Below are 13,322 nucleotides of genomic sequence, written 5' to 3'. Positions count from 1 at the left end.
GGATCAACTGGCGATTGCATTTCGGTGCGTCGGTAGCACGGAGGAACCAAAAGAGATTTGAGGGCAGATATCGCCCATATCACCTTCGGGAAGGTGCCGGCGAGGCAAGGCGGTCCATTCGTCGCGCATCTCGAAGAGCGCAGCGGAAACCAACCGGACGGCCCGGCGACGCGCCGACGGAGACCTCACCGGCACCATCCGGACGGAGCGCGAAAGCGATCTCCCGGATCTGCTGGAACGCCGCGCGCAGGTTCCGGATCCGCGGGATCCGCGGGGAGTACGGCACCCTCTCGTGACGCTCCTGGCACGGACGGCCCGCGCGGTCCTCGCCGGAGCGCGATCCCTGCTCGAACGGCTCGGCACGGCCGTCGACCCACTGGTCCCGAAACGGCCCCGGCCCGCGAGATCCACGATCCGGCGCGTGCTCGCCGGAGTCGGCGCGGACGCCTTGGACCGGGCGGTCGGAGCCTGACTCGCGGACGGGCGGACCAGGGGACAAGGGCTGCGAGGGCTCGCGGTCGACGGGAAGTCGCTGCGGGTGCGGCCCGCGCGAAGGGACGGAGGATCCGCCTCCCGGCCGCCTGCGCCCCTGTGAACGCACTGGCCCTGGCCCGGGACGTCGGTGAGAGGACCGACGAGATCACCCGCTCCCGGCCTCCGACGGGCGGCCCGGGACCGACCCCGGCCCCTCGCCCTCGCCCTCGCCCTCGCCCTCGCCCTCGCCCTCGCCCTCGCCCTCGCCCTCGCATGATCAGAACGGACGACGTCACACCACGCCGAAGCCCTGCCTCGGCCCCCAGGTGACCTGCGAGGGCTTCCCACTCGACGTCGGCGCCCAGCGCGCCGGCGACAGCGTCGTGTCCTGGGCCCTGTTCTTCGTCGCGGTAAACGACCACTCCGTCACGCGTGACGCCGCACCCGAAGCGGTCCGGCACCGCTGGTGGACGGCGCCATGCCCACCTCGCCACGCCGAACGCCTTCACCGAGGCCAAAGGACGGACATCGTGGAACTGGCGCCGGGGCCGGCCGACCTTTACGGCATCGCGGGTTCACCCTCGGCAGTCGACAGAACAGACATGCGTGATCGCCCCCGTCCATGACTCCGGGACCATGACGGGATCGCTCAGTGCGGCTGCTCCTGACATCGAACGGACTGCGTAACGAGACGAGCCCTCAGCAGGAAAAACGGAATTGTTGACCAGCACCACACCGCGCCGGGTGGTCGACAGCTTCGGCCTTGCCTGCGTCACATACTTCCCTCGTTCTGTCGGCAGCCGCATACGAAGCGATGCGGCGCACCTCCTGTCGAATGTCGGCCTGCCGGAGAGTTCTTTCTTCTCGGCCCGCTTCGACCTCGAAGACGAGGCCTCGGAAAGGATCGACGGCAGGCCGACTCCGGAGACCGTGTTCGAGGCGGACGGCGCCGAATGCCCGCCCGACCCGACCTGGGTGTCATCCTGGGCCACCGCGTACCCGGGCATGTTGTCGATCGGCGGGCAGGTGAAGCTGCCCAAGCGGGGAGACTCATACACCGGGATGTGGCTGTACGTCCTGGATGAGGGCGGCTCCCCCGTCGTGCAGCAGGAGATCAAGAAGACCACGGACGATCCCAGCGGCGACACCCCGGACACCGGGGCCTGGTGCTACGACTGGTGGGCGAGCAACTCCTACCCCACGGACCAGTGTTTCTGGTGGGCCGGCAACGCGCTGGGCGGAATTCTCGAGGACGGCAAGGAGTACTACGCCTGGGTCTTCCTCAACAGCGCCGACGGGACGTCGAGTCCGGGCGGCACCACCTCGCCACTGGTGGAGGCGTTCTACACGCCGGTGATCCCCGGTGCGCAGGCGGGAATCTGTACCTGCTACGCACAGGCGCACCGCGCCGACCCGGTCAACACGGCCACCGGCATGTTCTTCGAACAGCTCACCGACGCCTCCCTGGTGAGCCCCGGTGTACCTCTGACCCTGGAGCGCACCTACCGCTCCGACTCAAGTGCCGTCGGCCTGTTGGGGCGCGGCTGGGCGACGCCGTTCGACGCCAAGCTGACCGTGGCGACGGGAAAGGTGACCTACCGGACGGACGACGGGGCGTCGTTCGTCTTCACACAGAACAATGACGGCACGTACGCCGCCCCGGCAGGTTCTGCGGCCAAGCTGGTCAAGGGCGCGAGCACCTACACGATCACCACGCCGGACCACACAAAGCGGACATTCAACAGCGGCGGCCGGCTCACATCCGTGGTCGACAGAGCCGGCAAAGGACTGACCCTGACGTACGCGTCCGGCACGCTCGCCTCCGTCAAGGACGCCGCCGGCCGCACCACCACCTTCACGCCCGGTGCCGACGGGCTGCTGTCCAAAGTGAACCTGCCCGACGGCACGTCGGTGTCGTACGGCTACACCGGCGGTCTGCTCACCTCGGTGACCGACCCAGCCGACCGGACGTCGTCGTACGCCTACGACGCGAACAAGCGGCTGTCCTCCTACACCGACCCGGCGGGCGGCAAGGTCACCAACTTCTACGACACCGCGGGCCGCATCAAGTCCCAGACCGACCAGAACGACAAGACCACCACGTTCACCTGGGACGGCAAGAGCGAGTCGCACACCACCGCGCCGGACAGCGGCGTATGGACCGACGTGTACGCCGGCAACGTCCTGATGGAGACCATCGACCCGTACGGCAAGAGCATCGCCTACGACTACGACCGCCATCTGCGACCCGTCGCCATCACCGACCAGCGCGGCAACACCACGGAGATGACGTACGACAGCGCCGGGCGGATGCTCACCCGCAGCGCCCCGTCCGCGCTCGGTTACGTGGAGAGCTGGACCTACGACGGTGCGGGCAACATCACCAGTCACACCGACGGCCGCAAGAACAAGACGACGTACACCTACAACACGTCGAACCAGCTGACGTCCACCACGGACCCGTTGGGCGGTAAGACCGCTTACACGTACACCCCGCTCGGTGCGCTGGAGACTGTGACGACACCGCGCGGCAAGGTCACCGTCTACGGCTACGACGCGGCCGGCAACCGGACGTCGGTCACCACGCCGCTGGGTGAGAAGACGACGTTCACCTATGACAAGGCCGGCCGGATTCTGACGAAGACGGACCCGCGCGGCAACGTCACCGGCGCCGACCCGGCCGCCCACACCACGACGTACGCCTACGACGGCCGCGGCCTGCTCAGCTCGGCCACCGATCCGCTGGGCCGCACCACGACCTACGAGTACAACGGGGCCGAGCAACTGACGTCGGCCAGGAACCCGGCGGGCGACACCACCACGTTCGCCTACGACGACGCCGGGCACCTGACCCGGACCACCGACCCGTCCGGCAACTTCGTCACCCGCACCTACGACGCGAGCGGACGCCTGGCCTCCCAGACCGACGCGACCGGCGGCAAGACCACCTACACCTACGACAAGGTGGGACGCCTGCTGAGCAGCGTCTCGCCGCGCGGCAACGTCACCGGCGCCGACCCCGCCGCCCACACCACGAGCTACACCTACGACGCGGCGGGCAACACCACGAGAGTCACCGGCCCGACCGGCGCGTCCACCACCACGACCTACGACGCCGTCAACCGGCCCCTCACGGTCACCGACCCGCTGGACCACACCACCGGCCATACCTACGACGCCAACGACAACGTCACCAAGGTCACCGACGCCGCAGGCGAGACGGTCGCCTCCGTCTACGACAAGAACAACCGGCTGACCAGCAGCACCAATCAACTGGGCAAGACCACCTCCTACGCCTACGACGCCGACGGCAACCTGCTCAGCCGCACCTCCCCGCTCGGCCACAAGGAGAGCTGGACCTACGACGGCGACGGCCGCCGGGCCACCGCGGTCGACCCGCGCGGCAACGCCACCGGCGCCGACCCGGCCCCGTACACGACCACCTACGGCTACGACCCGGCCGGCAACCCCACCACGGTCACCGACCCGCTCGGCGGCGTGACCACCACCGCCTATGACGCCGTGGACAACGTCGTCAAGCAGACGGACGCCGACAAACGCGCCACCGCCTACGGATACGACAAGCTGGACCGGCTGACCGAAGTCACCGCTCCGGGCGGGGCGGTCACCAGGTACGGCCACGACAAGGCCGGCAACATCACCGAGCGCACCGACGCCGACGGGCACGTCACCACGTACGGCTACGACGCGGCCCGCCGCCTCACCTCGGTCACCGACCCGCTGAAGCGGGAGACCACCTACGCCTACGACACCGCCGGCAACCTCACCAAGAAGACCACACCCCGCGGGTCCACCGGCTACACCTACGACCCGCGCGGCCTGCTCACCAAGGTCGACTACTCCGACGCCACCCCCGATGCGACGTTCGGCTACGACGACGCCGGACAGCTGACCGCCCGCGCCAATTCGAAGATCTCCGAGGACTTCGTCTACGACGCGGTCGGCAACCTCACCAAGACCCGCGGCTTCGCCTACACCTACGACGCCGCCGGGCAGATGCTCACCCGCAAGTACTCCGACGGCAACACGATCACCTACGCCTACGACAACGACGGCCGCACCGCCACCATGCTGGCCGACGGTAAGACCACCACCTACTCCTGGGACCCGGCCGGCAACCTCACCAGGTCCGCGCTGCCCAACACCGAGACCGAGGACCGCGCCTACGACCGGGCCGGCCGCCTCACCGCCGTCACCTCCACCAAGGCCGGCACCACGGTCACCAAGACCGCGCACACCCTCTCCGCCGCGGGCCTGCCCACCCACGTCGACATCACCCGCGCGGGCGTCGGCACGACCGGCTACGACCTCACCTACGACACCGCAGGCCGCCTCACCTCCGGCTGCTTCCCGCAGCCCTGGGTCGCCGGCTGCGCCGCCAGCCGCGCCACGTCCTACACCTACGACAAGGTCGGCAACCGTCTGACCTCCACCCTCGGCACCACCTCCACCAGCTACACCTACGACGCGGCCGACCAACTCACCTCCACCACCACCGGCACCACGACCACCGCCTACGACTACGACGCCGAAGGCAACCAGACCAAGAAGGGCACCGACACCTACACCTACGACCTGGCCGGGCAGATCTCCGCCGCCACCGTCGCGGGCACCGCCTACACCTACGACCACGACGCCAGCGGCAACCAGGTCGCCACCCTCAAGGACGGCACGGTCACCCACCGCACCCAGTGGGACCCCAACGCACCGCTGCCGATCCTGGCCACCGAATACGACAGCGCCTGGACCATCAAGCAGTCCTTCCGCTACGACCCCCTCGGCCAGCCCACCTCCGCCAAGACCGGCACAGGGGCGCTCTTCTACTACCACCACGACACCCAGGGCTCACCGGTCGACGTCACCAACAGCACCGGCGCCCTCTACCAGCGCTGGGCCTACGACCCCTTCGGCACCCGGGTCCTGGGCACCACCACCGGCGGCGCCCCCGCCAGCCCTCCCTCCTACACCGGCGCCCGCTACGAGACCACCACCGGCAACCTCGACCTCCACGCCCGCCAGTACAACACCACCACCGGCCGCTTCACCCGCCCCGACCCCGCCACCCGCGCCCAGTCAACCCCGTACATCTCCCCCTACGCCTACGCCGACAACGTCCCCACCCTCCTCACCGACCCCAGCGGACTGACCCCCGAAGACCCCGACAACGACCGCGTCGACAGCCTCGGCGAGGCGGCGCGCATCTTCGGCGACGGCTTCGTCGAGGGCTTGAAGTCCCCCTTCGTCTTCCTCGGAGACGCCTACGACGCGTTCACCGGCCAGAACGGCGGAGCCGGCGCCTTCGTCGACAAGTACCTCCCCGTCCGCCCCGCCTACCGCCTCTACCGCGCCGAATACATGCTCCGCCAGCAGGGCTGCGACGCCCTCGCAGACCTGTACGCCGAAACCGCCGAGGAACTCACCCAGCAGATCGCCCTCGTAGGCATCGGCGGCCTCACCGGCTGGCGCCGGGCGGCTGTGGCGCCCGAGGTACGCGGGCACGACATCCCCACGCACGGCAAGGGTGTCGGCCCGGCCGCCGAACGACTCCCCGGTGGACGTCCTGACGGCCAAGCCGTGATCGCAGGTCACGGCTGGTACGTCCGTGGCACCGGCGACACGCAGATGCCAAGCGGCACCTGGGGCTACTTCTACGTGGAGGACGGCTTGGGTCTTCGCCAGTCCGTCGGACTCGCAGTCGAACAGGGAAAGAAGATCAAGCCCACAGAGATCGTCGGTCCCGGTAAGACACTTCCCGACTACACCGTGGCTCCGGGCCACGACCTCAGGATGATGAACGGCTCGATCACGGTGAGCAAGGACACGCTGCTCAGTGAGATCCTCAAACCCAACATGGGCCCGGTACACCTGGCAATCTGCCGGAAGCACTGCGACCCCCGTCGTTGAGGAGCGACGCATGACCTACTACCCCGACCTGACCCGTTACTCCTACGACGAGTCGGACCAGGAGATGCTCAACGTCGGCTGGCTGGCGCCGGAGCACGGCTACCGCACGGGAGTCGTGGATGAGCGCGTAGTGGACGCGTTGAAGATCCTCAGCGCCGCCTACGACAACCAGATGCGCGGCGTCCACCACTGTGAGTTCTGTGGCATCGACCGTCCCGTCGTCCTCGGCGGCCCCGCCGGGGACACCGAGGTGTGGCTCGGATCGGCGGAGATTCGGGTGCAGGGAGCCGACGGCACGCGCTACGCGGCGCCGAACCTGGTGATCCACTACATGACGGCGCACCATTACTGCCCGCCCGAGGAGTTCTGCCGCGCGGCAGCACGGACGGCAGGCATCGAAACGGCTGGAGAACTGACCCTGGCCGATTGATCCGCGTCGGATCGTGGCCTCCGACACCTACGGAAAGGCCGCGATCCGACGGCGGTCCCATCCAGCTGGTTACCTGCCACGGCACCTGCAAGGCCGCGGACGAACTTTCCGACGCTCTCGGTGGCGTGGAAGTGAGGAACGCGAGCGGTCATCAGGTGGACCTCGATCCACGGACCGGAAAGGTCCGTGAATGGCCTGAGGGCAGCCTGGGCGACCCGAAGTGAACCGGCCCGGAACAGCCCGGCAGTAGCCCGGCGGGGGTGCCCGGAACCGGGTTCCGGGCACCCCCGCGTGCGCTAACGTGACCACATTCACCACCGCCAACAGTCCGACCAGGAGGACATCGCATGCGTCAAGTCCCCCCTCGGCTTGTTCGGCAGCATCTCCGGCCAGTCCCACTTCAGCCGCAACGCGAAGGAGATCAAGGAACTCTCCGGTCAGATGCCCCTGCACGAACGCGCACGTGCAGCGGAATATCTGAGAACGGCACCCGTGATCATCGCTCTCATGGGACACACTGAGGACGTCGTGGATCAGAAATTCTCGGTCATGGGCGGATCCGCCCTTCACAGTGACGGCACCTACTACTGGCGTCGCGACACAGCCGAGTACGTGGAAACTTACGGCACACGCCTTCCTTCCGCGTTCATGGAACACGGAGGGAGAACGGATTGGCACGCACCCTCCCTCACAGACGAAGAGATCATGGATATCGACGACTTTTTCATGTCTCTCCGCACACAGGGCTGAGCAACCGAATTATCCGATCTTGGATCAGAAGACAGCGGTTAGTGACCACCTTGGCCGAAGATTGTCACTTCCCGCCCCTGCTTCCCGACTGCGCCGAGCCGGGCACTTGCGAAGTAGGCGCATCCCGAAAGGCGTCACAGCGACAAGGACCGCGTGATCGCTGACCGCATCGTGCACGACGCGCCGTGCTCGCCGGACCGCCTGTTCTGTCACGTCTACGGCCGAGCGAAGACGGCTTCCCAGGTCATCCCCGGCTGACCATACTCGTTCGTCGTGGCGAACGTGAAGGGAGACGTGATACTCCTCGACGGACAGTCCGAGCACGCTAGTACTCCAGTTGCAGTTCGCTATCTCTGCTGGTCAGAGGCGCCTTCTTGGGTCTATTCGGCTGCCGTGGCGCCTGGTGCCGGAAGTTCGTAACCGCCACCGCGGCAGCCCGTTGTGATTGTCACGCAGGATGTACGGCCCGACGTCTGGTCGGCGGAACTGGAAGAGGTGCTCGTTCGGGTCGGTCACCGGTTCGGGCGGGTGGACCTACGCCGGCAGATGAGGGCCTATCTGAATGGTCTGCTCGGCCCGGTGGGCCGGAAGAACAGCTGGCAGCCGGCCGAGTACGTAGGCCACCGCACCCCTGCGGGCTTGCAGAATCTGCTGAACCGTGCGCGCTGGAGTCCTGACGAGGTGCGTGATGACCTGCAGGAGTATGTCGCCCAGAAGCTTGGGGAGCCGGGCGGTGTGCTGATCATCGACGACACCGGCTTCCTGAAGAAGGGGACGGTCTCGGCCGGCGTCCAGCGGCAGTACTCGGGGACTGCCGGCCGCACGGAGAACTGTCAGATCGGGGTCTTCGCCGCCTACGCTTCCCGGCACGGACGAGCGCTGGTGGACCGGGAGCTGTATCTGCCGAAGTCCTGGACTGCGGACCGGGACCGCTGCGAGGCGGCGAAGATACCCGACGACCGTGACTTCGCGACCAAGGGCAACCTGGCCAAAGCCATGATCCAGCGGGCCCTGGCCTCGCCACTGCCCATCGCCTGGGTGACCGCGGACTCGGCCTATGGCCAGGAATGGCGGCGGATGCTGGAGGAAGCCGGCGTCGGTTACGTCTTGGCCGTCCCGAAGTCCCAGCCCGTCCCTGCGCTGGGCCGGATCGATCTCGTCATCGCCCAGGCGCCGGACGAAGCATGGGAACGTCATTCCTGCGGTGATGGAGCGAAGGGGCCGCGCGTCTACGACTGGGCCGCGGCGAAGCTGCCGGCCGTCTACGACTTCGACGGCGAACAGCCCACGCACGACCGGTGGGTCCTGGCCCAGGGTCTTTGAGAAGTGATCTTGTGTCCGGGTTCGTCAGGTCGGTCCGAGGGTGGTGAGGGGCCGCTGGTGGTTTCGGGCGGTGCGGCGGAGGGCGGCGGCGATGTTGGTGTGACCGTCCTGGCGGTGGATGCCGATGGCGAGGTTGCGCAGGCCGGCCATGACGCGGGGCAGGTGGCGGGTGCGGATGTGCGAGGCGTCCTCGTGGAAGGTGCGGTCGCGGACGTGGTGGAGCTGGTTCTCGATGCGCCAGGCGAACGTGTCCCAGTCGGGTCCGAAGGACAGCAGGTCCGCGGCCGCCTCCCGGAGCAGGTGCGGGTCCCCGGAGCGTCGCAGGCAGGCCAGGCGGTAGGCGAGGTTCCTGGCCCAGGGCGGCAGAGCCGTCCAGTCCTCGGCGAGGACGTCCCGGAGCATGGCCAGGATCTCGTCGGCCGTCGTGAAGGTGAGCTTCTCGACGAACTCACGGGCGGCTTCGTTGACCTGCCGGCTGTCGGCGCCGTCGATCGCCCGGCCGAGGCCTCTGGCCGCGGGGGTGGGATCGGGCATTGCTCACTTCTCCTGGAGGGTCTTTCCGGCGCCTCGAAGAGCAGGGGCGGTCACGGCGAGGCCCGCGGGTTCGCCCGGGCCCGGCACGATCTCGTCCACGAGGCGCGCGCCCGGCAGCGCGGCGTACTCCACCGGCCGCTCCCCGGACCCGTGGTGAAGCGCGAACCGGGCCGGCGCCGCCTCGTCCGTGAAGGCGCACACCCACCGCACCCCGCCCGAACGCGCGCTCCACAGGCGCCCGTCGACGGACGGGACCGGCAGGACCGTCCTGCGCGTCTCGCCGACCAGCGCCCGGGGGTCGCCGGCCCCCGCCCGCCGCTCGGCGATCCGCTCGGCGATCCGCTCGGCCAACGCCGTCCCGGGCTGCTCCACGCCCCCTCCCCCGTCCCGGAAGACGACGGATGAGACCGCAGGCCATGACGCGCGGGACCGGGGTGACGGTTCTCCCTCGGCCCCGGCGTACGCACGAACGGGCGGGCGGGCGGCCGTGGCCCGTCGGCCGACGCGGCGGACCTGGTCGCGGGTGGCGCCGTACCGTCGCCTCCACCACTTGAACGCAAGCGCGTTCGACATTACGGTCCGTGCTCTCACGGTCCGCGCTCTCACGGTGCGGTCGTCCAGGGTTCGAGAGGCACACGAGGCGCATGCGGCAACCACCTGCCCGGATCATCCGTAATCCGGTCCTCCCGGGGTCGCACCCGGATCCGTCCGCGCTGCGCGTGGGTGACGACTTCTACCTGGCGACCTCGACGTTCGAGTGGCACCCCGGCGTACGGCTGCACCACTCCCGCGACCTGGTGAACTGGCGACCGCTGGGCGGCGCCCTGGACACCACGCGCCTGCTCGACCTCACCGGCTGCCCGGACTCCGGCGGAGTGTGGGCGCCGAACCTCTCCTACGCGGACGGGCTGTTCCACCTGGTCCACAGCAACGTCTCCACCTATGCGGGAGGTTTCACCGACTGCCCCAACCTCCTCACCACGGCCCCGTCGATCCAGGGCCCCTGGTCCGATCCCGTGTTGCTGCACGCGCGGGGCTTCGACGCGTCCCTCTTCCACGACGGCCCCGACAGCTGGCTGCTGAACCTGGTCCACGACTGGCGGCCGGGGCACGGCGGCTCGGCCGGCCTGGAGGCGACCCGTTACGACCGGTCCGCGCGCCGGCTGGTCGGGGACCCGGTGCGGATCGTGCTGCCGCCGCGGGCCGGGTGGATCGAGGGCCCCAACCTCTACCGGCACGCCGGCTGGTACCACCTGCTGACCGCGGACGGCGGCACGGGCTACGACCACCAGGTCACCGTCGCCCGCTCCCGCACGCTGGCCGGTCCCTACGCACGCGACCCGCACGGCCCGCTGATCACCGCCCGGCACCGCCCGGACCTGCCGCTGCAGAAGGCGGGACACGGCAGCCTGATCGAGACGGGCGGGGGCCGGTGGTACCTGGCGTACCTCGTCGCGCGGCCCCACGGCCGCCGGGGCCCGTGCGTGCTCGGCCGTGAGACCGCGCTGGCGCCCGTCACCTGGACCGACGACGGATGGCCGCGCGTCCCCACCGGCCTGCCCGCCCTGGAGGTCCCCGCCCCCGAACGGCCCGCCGACGAGGACGGGGTGATGACGCGGAGCGGGGCCGACGAGCCGGACGGCTTCGACGGGCCGGTGCTCGGGCCGCAGTGGTCCACACTGCGTCGCCCCGCGGCCCCCGACTGGGTCTCCCTCACCGCCCGCCCGTCCCATCTGCGGCTGCACGGCGGCCGCTCGCCGCAGAGCCTGACCGGTCCCAGCCTGGTGGGCCGCCGGATGACGTCCACGGACGGCTCCTTCGAGGCGACGATGGAGTACCGGCCGCGGTCCTTCCAGCACCTGGCCGGGATCACCGCGTACTACAACACGCGCAACTGGTACTTCCTGCATGTCACGGCGGACGACGAAGGACGGACGGTGCTGCGCGCGGCCGGCTGCGACCGCGGCGCGCTGAGCGTGGACGAAGCCGGCGAAGTGCCCCTCGGCGAGGTCCGCCGGCTGCGTCTCGGCTTCGACCTGCGGGGGTCCGTCCTGCGTTTCCGCTACGCCACCGGCGACGACTGGCGCCCCCTCGGACCGCCCCTCGACGCCACCGTCCTGTCCGACGAGCACGCCGAGGAGTTCGAGGACGGCCGGATCCGGGCCCTCGGCTTCACCGGCGCGTTCGCCGGCCTGTGGGCCTGGGACCTCACCGGGGGCGGCCTGCCCGCCGACTTCGACGAGGCGACCTGGCGCGCGCTCGGTTGACGTCAGGGTGCGTCCGCCGGCGCCTGCCGCTGCTCGGGGAGGCGGTGGGCCGGCGTCGCGGGGCGGGTGCCGACGGCCGGGGCGAGGAGGATCGCCACGGCGACGAGGACGAGGACGGCGGTCATCGCGGCGCGCAGGCCGTAGTGGTCGCCGAGGAAGCCCAGTCCGGGGGGACCCACGAGGAACGCGACGTAGCCGATCGTCGCGACCAGGCTCACGCGGGCCGTCGAGTCGGGTCCGGAGTCGCCGGCCGCGGAGAGGGCGAGGGGGAAGCCGAGCGAGGCGCCGAGGCCCCAGAAGAACACGGCCGCTCCGGCGACGAGGGGCACGTCGACGAAGACGACGACGGCGAGCCCGAGTGCGGCGGAGAGGGCGCTGGCGCGGACGACGGGGGCACGGCCGAAGCGGTCGATGAAGAATCCGCCGCCGAAACGGCCGATCGCCATGGCGGCGGCGAAGCCCGCGTACACGGCGGAGCCGAGAGCGGGGTCTATGCCGTGTCCGTCGACCATGAGCAGCGGCAGCCAGTCGTTGGCTGCTCCCTCCGCCAGGGCCATGGTCAGGACGATGCCGCCGATCAGCAGCAGGCGCCGGTCCTTCCACACCACCGGCCGCCGCCCCCTCTCCCCGCCCCCGGCGTGCTCCGGGACGTCCCGTGCTCCGCCAGTCCCGGCGGGGACGGCCCGGTAGGCGTGGGCGAAGAGGGCGGCGCAGATGAGCGCGACGGCGGCGAGGTGCCAGGGCACGGGTACGGAGGCGGCGGTGCACGCGATGCCGACGCCGGCGCCGATGACGGTGCCGAGGCTGAAGAAGCCGTGCAGCGTGGGCAGCACGGTGCGCCGGGTGAGGCGCTCGACCTCGGCGCCGTCGACGTTGATGGCGACTTCGCTGCCGCCCGCTCCGGCGCCGAAGAGGAACAGACCGGCGGTGACGGCGGGGGCCGAGGAGGTGGTGGCGCCGAGGCCGATCAGGAGCATGCTCAGCACGATCAGGGTGGTGCCGACGCCGATGACGGGCCGTGGTCCGAAGCGGGAGACCAGGGGGCCGGAGCCGAGGATGCCGAGCATGGAGCCGACGGACAGCCCGAAGAGGACGAGGCCCATCTCGCCGGTGGAGGCGCCGAGCCGGTCCCGCACGTCCGGGGTGCGGGTGACCCACGAGGACATCGACAGGCCGGATATCAGGAAGAAGACGAAGAGCGCTCTACGGCGTCGGCGCACGGCGGAATCGATCATTCAGGAAGCCTCCGCCAGGGCGGAGTCGTTGTCCAGCGGGCCGGGCGGCCCGCGGCGACCGGTGGCGCGGGGGTGGTCGGGGCCGAAGGGAGGGCTGCTCGCCGTGACCGGCGGACGCGTGCGCCCGGAAGCCCGCGACGGGCGCTTCGGGCCGTATGAGCGGGGCTGTGGTAGCTTCCGGACGCCAGTCGAACTCGTGAACGCGGCCGTACGCGTGCACGGGTCAGGGAATCCGGTGGGAGTCCGGAACTGACGCGCAGCGGTGAGGGTGACGGGCGGGGCAGCAGCCACTGGACGACGGTCACGGCCGGGTCCGGGAAGGCGTCCCGCCGGGGTGATCCCGAGTCCGAAGACCTGCTGGCGACCGATCGTCCGCACGGGCCC

General features: G+C 70.0%; 9 protein-coding genes, 1 pseudogene and 1 riboswitch. Of the genes and pseudogenes, 7 read left to right on the top strand and 3 right to left on the bottom strand.

Annotated elements, in window-relative coordinates; all coding sequences use genetic code 11:
• Positions 1 to 292 precede the first annotated feature (292 nt).
• From ADK41_RS43070 to ADK41_RS12020, 6 genes and pseudogenes are all read left to right on the top strand, one after another.
• Complete coding sequence (locus ADK41_RS43070; RefSeq protein ID WP_051843103.1) at positions 293 to 472, top strand: hypothetical protein; 180 nt, start codon at positions 293 to 295, stop codon at positions 470 to 472.
• A 150-nt stretch (positions 473 to 622) separates the two neighbouring features.
• Positions 623 to 751, top strand: a complete 129-nt coding sequence (locus ADK41_RS43895; protein ID WP_267883141.1) for a hypothetical protein — start codon at positions 623 to 625, stop codon at positions 749 to 751.
• 728 nt (positions 752 to 1,479) lie between these two features.
• On the top strand, positions 1,480 to 6,399 hold the full coding sequence (locus tag ADK41_RS12035; protein ID WP_420706751.1) for a DUF6531 domain-containing protein: 4,920 nt from the start codon (positions 1,480 to 1,482) through the stop codon (positions 6,397 to 6,399).
• A gap of 10 nt (positions 6,400 to 6,409) precedes the next feature.
• Positions 6,410 to 6,829 (top strand): hypothetical protein, encoded by a 420-nt coding sequence (locus ADK41_RS12030; protein WP_030824145.1) that lies wholly within the window; start codon positions 6,410 to 6,412, stop codon positions 6,827 to 6,829.
• 369 nt (positions 6,830 to 7,198) lie between these two features.
• Complete coding sequence (locus ADK41_RS12025) at positions 7,199 to 7,579, top strand: hypothetical protein (protein ID WP_051843102.1); 381 nt, start codon at positions 7,199 to 7,201, stop codon at positions 7,577 to 7,579.
• Positions 7,580 to 8,023: 444 nt separating this feature from the next.
• Positions 8,024 to 8,893: pseudogene (locus ADK41_RS12020) on the top strand (IS701 family transposase); the annotation flags it as partial.
• Positions 8,894 to 8,926: 33 nt separating this feature from the next.
• Here ADK41_RS12020 and ADK41_RS44050 read toward each other — a convergent pair.
• Both ADK41_RS44050 and ADK41_RS12010 read right to left on the bottom strand, forming a co-directional pair.
• Positions 8,927 to 9,436 (bottom strand): hypothetical protein, encoded by a 510-nt coding sequence (locus ADK41_RS44050; RefSeq protein WP_078661897.1) that lies wholly within the window; start codon positions 9,434 to 9,436, stop codon positions 8,927 to 8,929.
• A 3-nt stretch (positions 9,437 to 9,439) separates the two neighbouring features.
• Positions 9,440 to 9,808 carry a hypothetical protein gene (locus ADK41_RS12010; RefSeq protein WP_063756505.1) on the bottom strand — a complete coding sequence of 123 codons (369 nt, stop codon included), beginning with the start codon at positions 9,806 to 9,808 and terminating at the stop codon, positions 9,440 to 9,442.
• A gap of 272 nt (positions 9,809 to 10,080) precedes the next feature.
• Between ADK41_RS12010 and ADK41_RS12005 the strand changes: the two genes are divergently transcribed.
• Positions 10,081 to 11,703 carry a family 43 glycosylhydrolase gene (locus tag ADK41_RS12005; RefSeq protein ID WP_199822372.1) on the top strand — a complete coding sequence of 541 codons (1,623 nt, stop codon included), beginning with the start codon at positions 10,081 to 10,083 and terminating at the stop codon, positions 11,701 to 11,703.
• Positions 11,704 to 11,705: 2 nt separating this feature from the next.
• Here ADK41_RS12005 and ADK41_RS12000 read toward each other — a convergent pair whose 3' ends face one another.
• Positions 11,706 to 12,938 (bottom strand): MFS transporter, encoded by a 1,233-nt coding sequence (locus ADK41_RS12000; RefSeq protein WP_037803912.1) that lies wholly within the window; start codon positions 12,936 to 12,938, stop codon positions 11,706 to 11,708.
• A gap of 168 nt (positions 12,939 to 13,106) precedes the next feature.
• Positions 13,107 to 13,314: riboswitch (cobalamin riboswitch) on the top strand.
• Positions 13,315 to 13,322: the final 8 nt, after the last annotated feature.

The sequence above is a fragment of the Streptomyces caelestis genome, assembly GCF_001279005.1.
Lineage (GTDB): Bacteria > Actinomycetota > Actinomycetes > Streptomycetales > Streptomycetaceae > Streptomyces > Streptomyces heliomycini.
The sequence above is the reverse complement of the archived record's forward strand: the minus strand, read 5'-3'. Positions and strand labels throughout refer to the sequence as shown.